Raw genomic sequence first — 15,700 nt, forward strand, 5'->3', positions numbered from 1 at the left:
ATCGGTGATCGCAACGTCACCACCGTGCCATGGCCGCTCGCCCCTCAGAGCAAGCCCCGTTCTCTCTCCAAAACTTTTTGCAGAACCTTCAGCACACTATCCCTTCCATGTACCAGACAGTGCGGCTGGTCGGAGACACCGTCAAGGAGGTCATCGCCAGTTCGTCGCCGGCGGGCGAAAAGGCGGATTCCTATTTCAACGCCTCCTTCATCCTCGGCGGTCAGATCAAGGGCAGCGCGCCGCGCCTGTTCATGATCTATCCGGAAGGCAATTTCATCGAATCCACCGACGACACGCCGTTCTTCCAGATCGGTGAGACCAAATACGGCAAGCCGATCATCATCCGCGCTTATGAAAGGACGATGAGTTTCGCCGAGACGGTGAAGTTGCTGCTTGTGTCGTTCGACTCGACGCTGAAGTCGAACCTGTCGGTCGGCCTGCCGCTCGACCTGCTGTTCTATGAAAAGGACACCTTCAAGGTCGGCCTCAAAAAGCGAATAACCCAGGATGATCAATATTATCGCACGATCTCGGATAGCTGGTCGAACGCGCTGAAGACTGCCTTTGCCAGCTTGCCTGATTTTCCCGAATGAAAACCTTCGTTTTTCGTGCTCTTTGATGGCGGCTCGACGAGGCGCTACGGAGGCGAAGATGAATAGCAACGAATTCCGCGAATGGTCGCTGCGAGCGGCCGAATGGGGCGCCGACTACAGAGACAGCCTTCGCGAAAGACCGGTGCGGCCGTTTGTCGAGCCGGGCGAAATCTTCAAAAGCATCGATGTCGCACCGCCGGAAAATGGCGAAACGATGCAGGCAATCTTCGCCGATTTCGAGCAAAAGATTCTGCCGGGCATGACGCACTGGCAGCATCCGCGTTTCTTCGCCTATTTCCCGGCCAATGCGGCACCGGCCTCGGTCGTGGCCGAGTATCTGGTTGCCGCCATGGCCGCGCAATGCATGCTTTGGCAGACCTCGCCGGCGGCAACCGAACTCGAGACGCGTGTCGTCGACTGGATGCGGCAGGCGCTTGGTCTGCCGGAGGGATTTTCCGGCGTCATGCAGGATTCGGCTTCGTCGGCGACGCTTGCCGCCGTGCTGACCATGCGCGAGCGCGCGCTCGACTGGCAAGGTAACAAGAACGGCTTGCAACGCCAGCCGGTCGTGCGGGTCTATTCTTCCGGCCAAGTCCATACTTCCATCGACCGGGCGATCTGGGTGTCGGGCATCGGCGAGGCGAACCTCGTGCGCATTCCGGTCGCCGGACGCTTCCGCGCCATGCAGACGGCGGCTCTGGAAGCCGCGATCGTCACCGACCGCGAAAACGGCATGCTGCCGGCGGGGATCATCGCCAGCGTCGGCGGCACAAGTACCGGCGGCACCGACGATGTGGCGGCTGTTGCCGCGGTGGCTAAGCGGCACGGGCTCTACCTGCATGTCGATGCCGCATGGGCTGGCTCCGCCATGATCTGCCCCGAGTTCCGGCATTTCTGGGCAGGCGCCGAACATGCGGATTCCATTGTCTTCAACCCGCATAAATGGCTGGGCGCACAGTTCGATTGCTCGATGCAGTTCATCCGTCAGCCGGAAGACCTCGTGCGCACGCTGGCGATCAAGCCCGAATTCCTGAAAACGCATGGCCGCGACGGAGTCATCAACTACTCCGAATGGTCGGTGCCGCTTGGCCGGAGGTTCCGCGCGCTGAAACTTTGGTTCCTGCTGCGTGCACATGGCTTGGAAAATCTGCGGACCATGGTCCGCAACCATGTCGCCTGGAGCGAGAGCCTCGCCGCAAGGCTGGCAAAGGAACCGGATTTCGAGATCGTCACCGAGCCGATGCTGTCGCTGTTCTCGTTCCGGCATCTCGCGGCTGCGGGCGCCGACTCTGACGAGCACAATTTGCGGTTGGTCAGCGCGATCAACGATGACGGCCGCATCTACCTGACGCAAACCCGGGTGGACGGGAAGGTGGCGATCCGCTTTCAGGTCGGGCAGTTCGAAACGACAGCGGCGGATGTCGATACTGCTTTCGAGGTCATTACTGAAATTGCGCGCGGCCTGGGCTGACCGGCATCATCGAGGGTGCGCCGGGGCTTTTCTTGCAGTCACCTGATCTTCCTGTTCATGGCTTTCGTTTTCCGTTATAGACAAGTAAAACGAAAACGAGAGGTTGCTAGATGTATCTGTCGCCGCGTCATTCCGAAATCATCCAGATGGCCAAGGACCATGGCCGCGTACTGGTCGAGGAGTTGGCGACGCATTTCAACGTGACGCCGCAGACGATCCGCAAGGATCTCAACGATCTCTGCGACCAGCGGCTTTTGTCTCGCATTCATGGCGGGGCATTGTTCCCGTCCGGCATCGAGAACATGGAGTATGAGGCTCGGCGCAAGATCGCCGCCGAGGAGAAGGAGGCGATCGGCCGCGCAGCAGCCCGGCTGATCCCCGACAACGCGTCTCTTTTCATCAATATCGGAACAACGACGGAAGCTGTCAGCAAGTCGCTGCTCGATCACAGCGGCTTGATGGTCATCACCAATAACATCAATGTTGCCAATAGGATGCGCGTTTATCCTTCGATCGAGGTGGTGATCGCCGGCGGTGTCGTACGCGGTTCCGACGGCGGTGTGGTCGGCGAGGCAGCGGTCGATTTCATCCGGCAGTTCAAGGTCGATTTTGCGGTGATCGGCGCCTCGGCCATCGATCACGACGGCGCACTGCTCGACTTCGATTTTCGCGAGGTGAAAGTCGCGCAGGCGATCATCGCCAACGCGCGGCATGTGATCCTCGTGTCGGACCAGACCAAGTTCGAGCGCACCGCGCCCGTCCGCATCGGCCATCTGTCGCAGGTCAACACCTTTATCACCGATCGTTGCGACATCCCATCGGTGCGTAAGATCTGCCAGGAGGCAGAAGTTCAGCTGATCGAAACGTCGCTCTCCTAGAGATGCCGTTGCGGCATCCTGTCGCCAATCATATTTCGTTTGACATTCGTTATCATTTCGAAATAATTCCCGTACGGTTTCGCAAGAACCCAAAAATGCTGCGATGCGAAATCGAGGGAGGATTGTTTGGGCGCATCACCGATCCATGACATTTTCGTCATCGGTGGCGGCATCAATGGCTGCGGCATCGCCCGCGATGCCGTTGGGCGTGGGTTTTCGGTATTTCTTGCCGAGATGAACGATCTGGCCAGCGGAACCTCTTCCGGCTCGACCAAACTGATCCATGGCGGCTTGCGCTATCTCGAATTCTACGAGTTCCGCCTGGTGCGCGAAGCGCTGATGGAACGCGAGGTCCTGTGGAGGAACGCGCCGCATATCATCTGGCCGATGCGCTTCGTGCTGCCATACGCCAAGGGGCTGCGTCCGGCCTGGCTGATTCGTCTCGGGCTTTTCCTCTACGACCATATCGGCGGGCGCAAATTGCTGCCGCCGACGAAAACGCTGGACATGGCCAAGGATCCGGCCGGCAAACCGCTAAAGCCGCTGTTTCGAAAGGCGTTCGAATATTCGGACGGTTGGGTCAACGATGCCCGGCTGGTTGTGTTGAACGCCCGCGACGCTGCCGAACGCGGCGCAACCATTCGAACCCGAACAAAGGTCGTCAGCGCACGCCGCGAAGGCAATCTCTGGACGGTCAGGCTTGAAAACGTGCGGACCGGCGATACCGAGGAGGTCAAGGCGCGGCTGCTGGTCAATGCCGCCGGCCCGTGGGTCGATCAGGTGCTGTCGGCCACCGTCGGCTTGAACGACGTGCACAATGTACGCCTCGTGCAAGGCAGCCACATCGTCGTTGGCAAGAAATTCGACGACCCACGCGCCTATTTCTTTCAGAACAAGGACGGGCGCATCATTTTCGCCATCCCCTATGAAGACGAGTTCACGCTCATCGGCACCACCGACCGGGACTATCCCGGCGATCCGCACGACGTCAGGATCAGTGATGTCGAGATCGACTATCTCTGCGCTGCGGCAAGCGAATATTTCGCGCAGCCGGTCAAGCCGTCGGATATCGTCTGGACCTATTCCGCGGTGCGCCCGCTCTACGACGATGGCGCCTCAAAGGCGCAGGAAGCCACCCGCGACTATGTGCTGAAGGCCGATGGAGGCGAGGGTGCCGCCCCGATCGTCAATGCCTTTGGCGGCAAGATCACCACCTACCGCCGATTGTCGGAATCGATGCTCGAGAAGATCGAGGGTTTTCTCGGCAGGCGCGGCAAGCCATGGACGGCAAACGCGCCGCTGCCGGGCGGTGACTTTCCCGTCACTGGCTTCGATACCGAGCTGGCGAAACTGAAAACGGCGTACCCGTTCCTCGACGCCCGGCTGGCCCGCCGGTTGACCCGGCTCTACGGCACCCGCGCAAGGAAGCTGCTGGGCCTCGCCAAATCGAACGTCGATCTTGGCCGCAACTTCGGCGCCGATCTCTACGAAGCCGAGGTGCGCTACCTCGCCGAAAACGAATGGGCAATGACTGCCGAGGATGTATTGTGGCGCCGGACCAAGCGCGGCCTGCGTCTCAGCCGTGAGCAGGCGGCAGTGCTCGAGGAGTTCATGCGCGGAATAAGCCGGCAGCACGTAGCGGCTGCCGAATAGGAACGGCCGACTGATGCAGAAAGCCTGGGAGGAGGCATCATGCTTGAACTGAGAAACGTGACGAAGACGGTGGGCGCGGCGGAACATATCCGCGATGTCTCGCTGACGCTTCAGCACGGCTCGCTCAACGTCCTGCTCGGGCCGACGCTCTCCGGCAAGACCAGCCTGATGCGGCTGATGGCGGGCCTCGACGTGCCGACCTCGGGCTCAGTCTGGTTCGATGGCAAGGATGTCACCGGCATGCCGGTGCAAAAGCGCAACGTCGCCATGGTCTACCAGCAATTCATCAATTATCCGGCGATGACGGTCTACGAAAACATCGCCTCACCGCTGCGGGTAGCCGGCACGGATCAGGCAACGATCGACAGGGAGGTGCGCAATGCGGCCGCCCTTCTCAAACTCACGCCCTATCTCGACCGGACGCCTCTCAGCCTGTCGGGCGGCCAGCAGCAGCGCACCGCGCTGGCCCGCGCCATCGTCAAGAATGCCAGCCTCGTGCTGCTCGACGAGCCGCTCGCCAATCTCGACTACAAGCTGCGTGAAGAATTACGCGCGGAACTGCCGAAAGTCTTCGCGGCCGCCGGCACAATCTTTGTTTATGCCACGACCGAGCCGCACGAGGCCTTGCTGCTCGGCGGCAACACGGCAACGCTCTCCGAGGGTAGCATCACCCAGTTTGGGCCGACCATCGAAGTGTTCCGCAAACCGGTCGATCTGGTGACGGCGAGGACCTTCGCCGATCCGCCGCTCAACACCATCGTGCTTGCCAAGAAGGGCCTGGATTTCCTGCTCGAGGGCGGCGTGAAATTGCCGGTGCCGGCGGAACTCTTCGGCATTGCCGATGCGATCTATACGATCGGCTTCCAGCCGCATCATCTGTCCCTCGATCGGCCCAACGCCGCCGCAGTGCCGGTGCGCGCAAAGGTGACGATCACTGAGATCACCGGATCGGAAAGCTTCATCCATCTCGATTTTGCCGATGCGCGCTGGGTCATGCTGACCCACGGTATTCGCGACTTCGAGCCGGACGAGGAGGTCGAGGTGTTCATCGACCCGCGCCACATCATGGTCTTCGACGAGCACGGCCGCGCCGTGGCCGCGCCGAAGCTGGCGGCTTAGGAGGAAGCGATGGCGCGCATCGATGTCAATCATATCCGTCACTCCTATCTGCAGAACCCGCGCACGGATGCCGATTTCGCGCTGAAGGAAGTGCACCACACCTTCGAGGATGGCGGCGCTTATGCGCTGCTCGGCCCGTCCGGCTGCGGCAAGACTACGCTGCTCAATATCATTTCGGGATTGCTGCATCCCTCACACGGCCAGTTGCTGTTCAACGGCAGGAACGTGACCAATCTGTCGACCCAAGAGCGCAACATCGCCCAGGTCTTCCAGTTCCCGGTGATCTACGACACGATGACGGTCTACGACAATCTGGCGTTCCCGCTGCGCAATCGCGGCGTGCCGGAGGCCGACGTCGACCGTAAGGTGCGCGAAACGCTGGAGATGACCGGGCTGGCCGATATGGCCAAACGAAAGGCCCGCGGACTGACAGCCGATCAGAAGCAGAAGATCTCGCTCGGGCGCGGGCTGGTGCGCTCCGACGTCAACGCCATCCTGTTCGACGAGCCTTTGACCGTCATCGACCCGCATATGAAATGGGTGCTGCGCTCCCAGTTGAAGCAGCTTCACCGCCGCTTCGGCTACACCATGGTCTATGTCACGCACGACCAGACCGAGGCGTTGACCTTCGCCGACAGGGTGGTCGTCATGTATGACGGCGAAATCGTACAGATCGGCACACCGGCAGAGCTGTTCGAGCGCCCGCGCCACACCTTTGTCGGCTATTTCATCGGCTCGCCCGGCATGAACGTCATGCCGGTGGCGATCGACGGCAAGACTGCGCGGCTGGGCTCGCAGCAGATCGAACTGCCGGGCGTGCCCAAGGCGGGTGAGGGCGCCATCGAGCTCGGCATCCGTCCCGAATATGTGCGCCTGGGCAGACAGGGCATGGCCGTCCGGATCAGCAAGGTCGAGGACGTCGGCCGCCACAAGGTGGTCCGTGCCAATCTCGAAGGGCGCGAGATCGCCGCCGTCATCGGCGAGGACGAGACAGTTCCGGCTGATCCGAAGGTGCGGTTCGACCCAGCCGGCATCAACATCTATGCCGATTCCTGGCGCGTCGAGATGGGAGCCTGAAGTGGAAAAGACCTGGAACAATAGAGCCTGGTTCCTGGTGTTGCCGGTGCTGCTGCTGGTGGCGTTCTCGGCGGTCATACCGCTGATGACGGTCGTCAATTATTCGGTGCAGGACACTTTCGGCAATAACGTCTTCTTCTGGGCCGGCACGGAATGGTTCGAGGAACTGCTTTCCTCGAGCCGCTTCTGGCAGGCGATGATCCGCAACCTTGTCTTCTCCTTTATCATCCTGGCGATCGAAGTGCCGCTCGGCATCTTCATTGCGCTCAATATGCCGAAGAAGGGTTGGGGCGTGCCTGTGTGCCTTGTTTTGATGGCGTTGCCGCTGCTGATCCCGTGGAACGTCGTCGGCACCATCTGGCAGGTGTTCGGGCGCAACGACATTGGCCTGCTCGGCTATTACGTCAACGCGCTCGGCATCGACTATAATTATGTGCAAGACCCATATGACGCCTGGGTCACGGTCATCATCATGGACGTCTGGCATTGGACCAGCCTCGTCGTCCTGCTCTGCTATGCCGGCCTGGTCTCGATTCCGGATGCCTTTTATCAGGCAGCCAAGATCGACGGTGCCTCGCGCTGGGCGGTGTTCCGCTACATCCAGCTGCCGAAGATGAACCGCGTGCTGCTGATCGCCGTGCTGCTGCGCTTCATGGACAGCTTCATGATCTACACGGAGCCGTTCGTGGTCACTGGTGGCGGCCCCGGCAACTCGACGACCTTTCTTTCGATTGATCTCGTCAAGACCGCGCTCGGCCAGTTCGACCTCGGCCCGGCGGCGGCGATGTCGCTGGTCTACTTCCTTATCGTCCTGCTGTTGTCGTGGGTGTTCTACACCGTGATGACCAATTATGACGCGGAGCGTTGAGATGAGCCGCACCGAAGAGAGAGCCGATAGGGTGAGCGAGACGACAGCTTCGGAAGGGCTCGCCAGCACGCTACGGCAGGACGAGATCGCACGGCTGATGCGCCGTCGCGGCGAGGAGTCGCGCTGGTGGTGGATCGTGCCGACGCTCTACATCGTCGTTCTGCTTTTGCCGATCTACTGGCTCATCAATATGAGCTTCAAGACCAATGGCGAGATCGTCTCGTCGCTGACTCTCTACCCGCACGCGCCGACATTGGCGAATTACCGCACCATCTTCACCGACGCGTCCTGGTATTCGGGCTACATCAACTCGATCACCTATGTGGTTATGAACATGGTGATTTCGGTGGCTGCGGCACTGCCTGCTGCTTATGCTTTTTCGCGCTATCGCTTCCTCGGCGACAAGCATCTGTTCTTCTGGCTGCTGACCAACCGCATGGCGCCGCCGGCGGTGTTCGCGCTGCCATTCTTCCAGCTTTATTCGGCCTTCGGCCTTATCGACACCCATATCGCCGTGGCTCTGGCGCATTGCCTGTTCAACGTGCCGCTGGCGGTGTGGATCCTCGAAGGCTTCATGTCGGGCGTGCCCAAGGAGATCGACGAGACCGCCTATATCGACGGCTATTCGTTCCCGCGCTTCTTCATCAAGATCTTCATGCCGCTGATTGCGAGCGGCATCGGCGTGGCGTGCTTCTTCTGCTTCATGTTCTCGTGGGTGGAGCTCTTGATCGCCCGCACGCTGACGACCACGGATGCCAAGCCGATTGCCGCGACCATGACCCGCACCGTTTCGGCCGCCGGTATGGATTGGGGGCTGCTCGCCGCCGCCGGCGTGCTGACGCTGATTCCGGGCGCGCTCGTCATCTGGTTTGTGCGCAACTACATCGCCAAGGGCTTTGCCCTGGGGAGGGTATGATGGAACAGGTCGACAGAAGCCCATGGTGGTGGGCCGTGCTGTTTCTTGCCCTGGTCGTCGTGGCCTGGGTGGCACTTCAAATCGATTTCGTGGCGATAACGGTGGGCTTCAGCGACCCGGCCAATATCCGCCTGTGGGGATTTAACCTCTCGTCCAACCTCGATTTTTCGTGGATGGCCTGGACGTGGCCGACCGCGGCCTTCTTTGGAACCATCTTTCTGCTGCTTTGCGGCATGGCGGTGTGGGAATACGTCTCGCCGGGCGGCAATCCGCGCGTCGGCGTACTGCGCTTCGAAACGACGCGCGGCGACCGCCTGTTCCTGTCGCTGCTGGGCAGCGCCTTTATCCATCTCGCTTGGCTGGGTCTAGTCGGACCCAATCTGTGGTGGGCTCTCGCTCTCTCCGTGGTCTTCGCCGTCGGCGTGTTCCGCTACGTATAGAGGGGGAAACTGTTGGAACGGCGGCGTGCCGGCCGCCGATCCAGATCGCACTTTGAACTTTAACAGTGGAGGAAATACATGCGACGGCAATTCTTGACATCAACAACTGCGCTTGTCCTGTTGCTCGGGGCCAGCAATGCCTATGCCGGAATGGACGAGGCCAAGGCCTTCCTGGACAAGGAAATTGGCGACCTCTCGACGCTCGACCGTGCCGGCCAGGAAGCCGAAATGCAATGGTTCATCGATGCCGCGAAACCTTTCGCCGGCATGGATATCAAGGTGGTCTCCGAAACCATCGCCACGCATCAGTATGAATCGCAGGTGCTTGCGCCGGCCTTTACGGCCATCACCGGCATCAAGGTCACGCATGACGTCATCCAGGAAGGCGACGTTGTCGAGAAGATCCAGACCCAGATGCAGACCGGCCAGAACCTCTATGACGGCTGGGTCAACGATTCCGATCTGATCGGCACGCACTGGCGCTACCAGCAGGTGCGCAACCTGACCGACTGGATGGCAGGCGACGGCAAGGATGTCACCAACCCGAATCTCGACCTGAAGGATTTCATCGGCACCTCGTTCACCACCGCGCCCGACAAGAAGCTCTACCAGCTTCCCGACCAGCAGTTCGCGAACCTCTACTGGTTCCGTTACGACTGGTTCAATGACGAGAAGAACAAGGCGGACTTCAAGGCCAAATACGGCTACGACCTCGGCGTGCCGGTCAATTGGTCGGCCTATGAGGACATCGCCGAGTTCTTCACCGGCCGCGAGATCGACGGCAAGAAGGTCTACGGCCATATGGACTATGGCAAGAAGGACCCGTCGCTCGGCTGGCGGTTCACCGACGCATGGCTGTCGATGGCCGGCAATGGCGACAAGGGCATTCCGAACGGTCTGCCCGTCGACGAATGGGGCATCAAGGTCGACGAGAATTCGCGACCGGTCGGTTCCTGCACGGCGCGCGGCGGCGACACCAATGGTCCGGCTTCCGTCTATGCCATCCAGAAGTACCTCGATTGGCTGAAGGCCTATGCACCGGCGGAAGCCCAGGGCATGACCTTCTCCGAGTCAGGGCCGGTGCCGGCGCAGGGCGCGGTTGCCCAGCAGATCTTCTGGTATACCGCGTTCACCGCCAGCATGGTCGACGCCAGCGCCAAGGCGGTGCTGAACGACGACGGCACGCCGAAGTGGCGCATGGCGCCGTCGCCGCATGGCGTCTACTGGAAGGACGGCATGAAGCTTGGCTATCAGGACGTCGGTTCCTGGACGCTGATGAAGTCGACGCCGACCGACCGCGCCAAGGCCGCCTGGCTCTACGCGCAGTTCGTCACCTCGAAGACGGTCGACGTGAAGAAGAGCCATGTCGGCCTGACCTTCATCCGCGAGAGCACGATCCACGACAAGAGCTTCACCGAGCGTGCGCCGAAGCTCGGCGGCTTGATCGAGTTCTACCGCTCGCCGGCACGCGTCCAATGGTCCCCGACCGGCACCAACGTGCCGGATTATCCGAAGCTGGCACAGCTCTGGTGGCAGGCGATCGGCGATGCTTCGTCGGGCGCCAAAAGCGCGCAAGAAGCAATGGACTCGCTCTGCGCCGAGCAGGAAAAGGTGATGAGCCGCATCGAGAAGTCGGGCGTCCAGGGCGATATCGGCCCGAAGATGGCCGAAGAGCATGACCTCGCCTACTGGAACGCCGATGCGGTCAAGAAGGGCAATCTCGCTCCTCAGCTCAAGATCGAGAACGAGAAGGAAAAACCGGTCACCATCAACTATGACGAGCTGGTGAAGAGCTGGCAGCAATAGGGCTGTTTGATGCGGGCGTTCGCGCCCGCATCGCCATACTCAGGGGAGGCGGCATGTTGCCGTCTCCCCTGTTTGCGTGAACGGCTCCGCGCCATCGGGCGTCGAGACATCGTAGCACCTTGAATTCGCTTCGACGGGAGAGAGAATGACCGGATATATCCTCGCAATCGACCAGGGCACGACATCGAGCCGGGCGATCCTGTTCGACGACAAGATGAAGGTCGTCGGCAGCGGGCAAAAGGAATTCACCCAGTATTATCCGGCCTCCGGCTGGGTCGAGCATGATCCCGAGGAAATCTGGTCAAGCGTCGTGGAAACGGTGAGGGCCGCGCTGAAGACAGCCGGCCGCAACGCAGCGGACGTTGCCGCGATCGGTATCACCAACCAGCGCGAAACCGTCGTCATCTGGGACAAGGAGACCGGCGAGCCGATCCACAACGCGATTGTCTGGCAGGACCGCCGCACCGCGCCGCTATGCCAGAAACTGAAGAAGCTGGGGCTGGAGAAGAAATTCACGAAAAAGACCGGCCTGCTGCTCGATCCCTATTTCTCCGGCACCAAGATCGCCTGGATGCTGGACAAGGTGAAGGGCGCCAGAAAACGCGCCGAGAAGGGCGAACTGCTGGCCGGCACCATCGACAGCTTCCTGATTTGGCGCCTGACTGGCGGCAAGGTCCACGCCACTGACGCCACCAATGCCTCGCGCACGCTGGTCTACAACATCGAACAAAACGCCTGGGATGACGAGTTGCTGGCCATTCTTGGTATACCTGCAAGAATGCTGCCGCAGGTGAAAGACTGTGCCGATGATTTTGGAATGACCGACAAAAGTCTGTTCGGCGCAGAGATCAGAATCCTCGGTGTGGCCGGCGACCAGCATGCGGCGGCGATCGGCCAGGCCTGTTTCGAGCCGGGCATGATGAAATCCACCTACGGAACCGGTTGCTTCGCGTTGCTCAACACCGGCAGCGATCTGGTGCGTTCGAAGAACCGGCTTTTGACCACCATCGCCTACAGGCTGAACGGCAACACCACCTATGCCTTGGAGGGCTCTATCTTTATCGCCGGCGCCGCCGTGCAGTGGCTGCGGGACGGCATCAAGGTGATCGGCAAGGCCGAGCAGAGCGGCAAATTGGCGGCGGAGGCCGATCCGACGCAGAACGTCTATCTGGTGCCGGCTTTCGTCGGGCTCGGCGCACCGCACTGGGATGCCGAGGCGCGGGGCGCCATCTTCGGGCTGACCCGCAATTCGGGGCCGGCGGAATTTGCCCGCGCGGCGCTGGAATCCGTTGCGTTCCAAACGCGCGATCTGCTCGACGCTATGCGCAAGGACTGGAAGGGCGCTTCGGCCAAGACTGTGCTCAGGGTCGATGGCGGCATGGTGGCGTCGGACTGGACCATGCAGCGGCTGGCCGACATTCTCGATGCGCCGGTCGACCGGCCGACAATTCTCGAGACGACCGCGCTTGGTGCGGCATGGCTGGCCGGCTCGAAGGCCGGTGTCTGGCCGAAGGCGCGGGAATTCGCCAGGAGTTGGGCGCTCGAGCGCCGGTTCAAGCCGGAGATGGATGCTTCGACACGTGCCGCCAAGCTGGCAGGTTGGCGCCACGCTGTGCGCAGGACGCTAAGCGTGCAATAAGCAGGGAGGGCACCGGCTTCGCACCCATGAAACCCGCGCCGTTGCGGGCGCGGGCTTACAGTCTCTAATCACGACTCAGTAAGGCGACCGGCACTGCCGGCGCGGACCGTAATTGGGCTGGTAGGTGTTGTCAGAGGCACGATAGCTCCGGTAATGGTCATAGCACCACTGCACATGGGCATCGCCGCGATAGACTCGATTCTGGTTGTTGATGATAGCGCCGGTAATCAGCGCACCGGTGGCGAAAGCGGCCAGCGGGAACCAGTAGTCGCCATGGCGGCGATAGCCGCGACGATATTCGCGATAGCCGCGATGGCCACGCCAATACATGCCGTCGTCACGCGCAAAACTGCGCCGGGAGAAATCGCGACGCGAGAAATCGCGATTGAAATTCCGGTGCCTCCGCCACGGCTCGTACTGAACGGTCTGGACATTCGAGGTGAGCCCTTGGGCAGGGGGCGCATAGCTGGGCTGAGCGTTGACTGGCACGATCTCCGCGGCAGCGAATGAGATCGAAAGGGTGGTCGCCAGCAGGCCCGACATGATTCTATTCATGATCTTCTCCTTGAAACGCGTGTCCCTTGTCGCGGAAAAACGGGCAGGCTGCGCAAATTGTTCCGCTAAGAATCCCAAGTTGCTGATCTGCAAAGGTTCTCTCGATTCGCTGCTTGCGCTTGTCCCGCAAAGCGCGAGCTTCGGACTTGCGCGAGACGGAGGCAATTCCGTCAACGCCGAAGCGCACCGCACGGCATGATGACGCGACAGGAAAGTCCGGTTTGGGAGCCGTCTTTTTCCGGTTGACCGGCAGAGGCACTCTCCCTATGTTCCGCGCAATTTCGAGGGCGGCCTTTCTGAGCCCGCGGGAGCGCGTAGCTCAGCCGGTAGAGCAACTGACTTTTAATCAGTAGGTCATGGGTTCGAATCCCATCGCGCTCACCAAATCCACAGTTTTCAACAGGTTGCGAGAGGTGAGGGCGGGTTTTTGTGTCCGCGGAAGTTGGTGTCCGCACTATGTCCGAACAGATGCGCCAAATGAAAGGCCAGACTATGACGCCCATCAACATTGCCTTGAATGACATAGCGCTAAATCAACTGACCGCTCGACACCGCGAGGTCATGTTGGATGTCATCCTGGTCTGGGCCAAGTTAGACGGCGCAATGGGCCTGATGGTCGCGAAGATACTCAATATGCACCCGGTGGACGGTGCCGACTTTGTTCAGCAGCTCTCTACACCAAAGCGGTTTAATGAGATTTATCGAAAGCTAAGATCACAACCAGGCGGCGAGGCCGCGGCGCGTAGCATGAAGAAACACAAGCGGCAGTATGAATTGCGGTCAAAGGTGCGAAATCGAATCGCTCATTCGAATTGTGCAGGTCACCTTAACAGCAGACCGAACTGGATTGTGTTTCTGCGCTACGAAAGGGAAGGTGACGGCTTGGCCGTTGAAGTCACCTCGATCGAGGAAATGCAAGACGCTATCCGCTGGGGAAGGGCAATGACAGACTTGGCCCTCAAAGCGTCGGAAGTCAGTTCAGAGCCCGTGAGCAAACAGGCTAAGTCAGAAGCCCGCCACCGTGAGGCAGCGGGCCAAATTCGCCAAATCGGGGCAGTAGAGAGGAGGAAACGCACGAAGCTTGCAGTCTGAGTCTATATTAGCAAAATCTTGATTAAGGCACCGGCCGCCCCAGACTCCCGTACATGGCGCGGGGCATTGGCATCGGTGACGTGGTTGCGATCACGGCCACGGTACGCAGGCGGGTCACCGACGACCGTATCAGCGTCTCAATCCCCTCCTACAACTTCCCGCATTCGATCGTGGACAGCAAATCCAAGGTCAAGCGGGGTCAGCAGATCGAGCTGATGGGCGAGGTCACGCGCATAGACGAGGAAGGCGGCAAGGTGACAATCGACCTGGGACCGCTGGTGACGGTCGATCTCGGGAAGGTCAAGCCGGTCGAGAAGTACAGGCCGCCCAAGCGCAAAAAGCCGTTGCGTGACATGGTGGATTAAGGTCACTGCACTGGCCGGCGAGCTTGCGTTTTCCTCAACAAGGGACAAAGCTCGCGCGCTCAATGCGGGGAGATTTGAGATGTGCCGGCTAACGCTTCTACTTTCGGGAATAATCCTGATGATGACCGCTTTGCCAGCCGGAAGCGGCCTCATGGATGAAGGCACGTGTAAACGAGGCGCGACGATGTACGGCTTCGATCTCGCCGATCACATCAATGCCGTAAGCGAGCGCTTGGTGGCCTGCGTCAACTTTATCAACGACCGGGAGGTCGAGAACCACAACAATCAGCAGAAATTGCTCCGGGAACTGGCGCAGCAAATCGCTTCGCTGGAGGCCAGAGTTAGTGAACTGGAACGGCGGTAGACAATGACCGAACTCGATGACCAATTTGCCGACGTGCTGGAAAAAATCCCCCTTATGACAGACACGGAATTAGTTTCGACATACGGCGGCCTTGCGAAGAAATTCCCGGTTCTTTTGGATCCCCCTAATTCTTGGGCTGATAGGGTCCTAGAGACATACCGAGAAGAAATTCGTCGGCGAGGGTTGAATACTCGCTGACCTTGCGTCGTTCTAGAGGTGCTTCGCTTCCTCACGGGCCGCGCCGCACTTCCAGTCAGGGAAAGAGCCGATCGTGTATCGACGAGCGAGTCCGGTAGTTCAGGATGAAGGCACGGGCACCGGCCTTGCTGACGCGGATGCCAAAGCCCTTCACGTCGTCATCATAGGTGATTTTGTGTACGGCCCGGAGACATGGGTAACAGTTTGTACCTACGACATGGGTGACAGCCTCGTGCCGAACGCATGCAGTGGCGTTAGCCGCCCGCGCCATCGTCCATCATCGTGCCGGTGAGCGCCTCATAGGCTCTGCTGCACACCTGAGAACCCGGACAATCCTTCACGATAAGCACTGGCGCCACGGTAAGAACCGCCGCGGCAAGGATTTGCAGGAAAAGAACGACGGCGCTTACCTTCCTGCCGAACGCGCCGGCCAGGAAAAAGTAGAGACCCTGGGCCATGCAGGCTGCCGTCAGAAGGCCCAGAAGCGTGCTGGTCGCTCTTGCAAAGGGCGTTATGTAGCCGTCGGGAAAACCCGACATGCCGAGATCCATCGACCATTGCAGCGCCAGCATGACGCTCAGAGCTGACCAGACAAGGGCCGTCATACGAGTGAACAGCGTCTGCTTTGGTTTGTTGCTCGGATCGGCCATCGGATCACGTCGGAAT

The 15,700-nt window shown here is 60.2% G+C and carries 16 protein-coding genes, 1 tRNA gene and 1 pseudogene; 16 read left to right on the plus strand and 2 right to left on the minus strand.

Translation table 11 applies throughout. The features are described 5' to 3' along the window. Positions 1 to 101: 101 nt before the first annotated feature. The 11 genes and pseudogenes from NKJ84_RS23500 to glpK all read left to right on the plus strand — a co-directional run. Positions 102 to 593: pseudogene (locus NKJ84_RS23500) on the plus strand (proteasome-type protease); the annotation flags it as partial. A gap of 58 nt (positions 594 to 651) precedes the next feature. After that, positions 652 to 2,064: a pyridoxal phosphate-dependent decarboxylase family protein gene (locus tag NKJ84_RS23505; protein ID WP_352508448.1), complete on the plus strand. Its 1,413-nt coding sequence runs from the start codon at positions 652 to 654 to the stop codon at positions 2,062 to 2,064. Positions 2,065 to 2,174: 110 nt separating this feature from the next. Beyond that, entirely contained in the window at positions 2,175 to 2,942 is a 768-nt protein-coding gene (locus NKJ84_RS23510) for a DeoR/GlpR family DNA-binding transcription regulator (protein ID WP_254817352.1), read from the plus strand. A 126-nt stretch (positions 2,943 to 3,068) separates the two neighbouring features. Continuing rightward, positions 3,069 to 4,595 carry a glycerol-3-phosphate dehydrogenase gene (gene glpD / locus NKJ84_RS23515; protein ID WP_352508449.1) on the plus strand — a complete coding sequence of 509 codons (1,527 nt, stop codon included), beginning with the start codon at positions 3,069 to 3,071 and terminating at the stop codon, positions 4,593 to 4,595. A 39-nt stretch (positions 4,596 to 4,634) separates the two neighbouring features. Continuing rightward, positions 4,635 to 5,714, plus strand: coding sequence for an ABC transporter ATP-binding protein (locus NKJ84_RS23520; RefSeq protein WP_254817350.1), 1,080 nt, complete (start codon positions 4,635 to 4,637; stop codon positions 5,712 to 5,714). Positions 5,715 to 5,723: 9 nt separating this feature from the next. Next, complete coding sequence (locus tag NKJ84_RS23525) at positions 5,724 to 6,791, plus strand: ABC transporter ATP-binding protein (RefSeq protein WP_352508450.1); 1,068 nt, start codon at positions 5,724 to 5,726, stop codon at positions 6,789 to 6,791. A 1-nt stretch (position 6,792) separates the two neighbouring features. Further along, on the plus strand, positions 6,793 to 7,659 hold the full coding sequence (locus tag NKJ84_RS23530) for a carbohydrate ABC transporter permease (protein ID WP_023674893.1): 867 nt from the start codon (positions 6,793 to 6,795) through the stop codon (positions 7,657 to 7,659). Position 7,660: 1 nt separating this feature from the next. Beyond that, positions 7,661 to 8,575, plus strand: coding sequence for a carbohydrate ABC transporter permease (locus NKJ84_RS23535; RefSeq protein WP_352478954.1), 915 nt, complete (start codon positions 7,661 to 7,663; stop codon positions 8,573 to 8,575). 173 nt (positions 8,576 to 8,748) lie between these two features. Continuing rightward, on the plus strand, positions 8,749 to 9,015 hold the full coding sequence (locus NKJ84_RS23540; protein WP_352508493.1) for a DUF2160 domain-containing protein: 267 nt from the start codon (positions 8,749 to 8,751) through the stop codon (positions 9,013 to 9,015). 78 nt (positions 9,016 to 9,093) lie between these two features. Further along, positions 9,094 to 10,821, plus strand: coding sequence for an ABC transporter substrate-binding protein (locus NKJ84_RS23545; RefSeq protein WP_254817346.1), 1,728 nt, complete (start codon positions 9,094 to 9,096; stop codon positions 10,819 to 10,821). 145 nt (positions 10,822 to 10,966) lie between these two features. Further along, complete coding sequence (gene glpK, locus NKJ84_RS23550) at positions 10,967 to 12,460, plus strand: glycerol kinase GlpK (RefSeq protein ID WP_352508451.1); 1,494 nt, start codon at positions 10,967 to 10,969, stop codon at positions 12,458 to 12,460. 75 nt (positions 12,461 to 12,535) lie between these two features. Here glpK and NKJ84_RS23555 read toward each other — a convergent pair whose 3' ends face one another. After that, on the minus strand, positions 12,536 to 13,015 hold the full coding sequence (locus NKJ84_RS23555; protein ID WP_254817344.1) for a BA14K family protein: 480 nt from the start codon (positions 13,013 to 13,015) through the stop codon (positions 12,536 to 12,538). Between the two features lie 308 nt (positions 13,016 to 13,323). Between NKJ84_RS23555 and NKJ84_RS23560 the strand changes: the two genes are divergently transcribed. The 5 genes from NKJ84_RS23560 (at position 13,324) to NKJ84_RS23580 (ending at position 15,034) form a co-directional block, all read left to right on the plus strand. Next, a tRNA-Lys gene (locus tag NKJ84_RS23560) sits at positions 13,324 to 13,399 on the plus strand. Between the two features lie 72 nt (positions 13,400 to 13,471). Further along, positions 13,472 to 14,107: a hypothetical protein gene (locus tag NKJ84_RS23565; protein WP_352508452.1), complete on the plus strand. Its 636-nt coding sequence runs from the start codon at positions 13,472 to 13,474 to the stop codon at positions 14,105 to 14,107. A gap of 53 nt (positions 14,108 to 14,160) precedes the next feature. Next, the gene (locus tag NKJ84_RS23570; RefSeq protein WP_352508453.1) at positions 14,161 to 14,472 is read left to right on the plus strand and encodes a hypothetical protein; all 312 of its coding nucleotides are present in this window, start codon (positions 14,161 to 14,163) and stop codon (positions 14,470 to 14,472) included. A 118-nt stretch (positions 14,473 to 14,590) separates the two neighbouring features. Further along, the gene (locus NKJ84_RS23575) at positions 14,591 to 14,836 is read left to right on the plus strand and encodes a hypothetical protein (RefSeq protein WP_352508454.1); all 246 of its coding nucleotides are present in this window, start codon (positions 14,591 to 14,593) and stop codon (positions 14,834 to 14,836) included. Between the two features lie 3 nt (positions 14,837 to 14,839). Continuing rightward, entirely contained in the window at positions 14,840 to 15,034 is a 195-nt protein-coding gene (locus tag NKJ84_RS23580; protein WP_352508455.1) for a hypothetical protein, read from the plus strand. Positions 15,035 to 15,288: 254 nt separating this feature from the next. Here the strand turns inward: NKJ84_RS23580 and NKJ84_RS23585 are convergent, their stop codons facing one another. Next, positions 15,289 to 15,684 carry a hypothetical protein gene (locus NKJ84_RS23585; protein WP_352508456.1) on the minus strand — a complete coding sequence of 132 codons (396 nt, stop codon included), beginning with the start codon at positions 15,682 to 15,684 and terminating at the stop codon, positions 15,289 to 15,291. Positions 15,685 to 15,700: the final 16 nt, after the last annotated feature.

Origin of the sequence: Mesorhizobium sp. M0048 (genome assembly GCF_040323405.1) — a bacterium.
GTDB lineage: Bacteria > Pseudomonadota > Alphaproteobacteria > Rhizobiales > Rhizobiaceae > Mesorhizobium.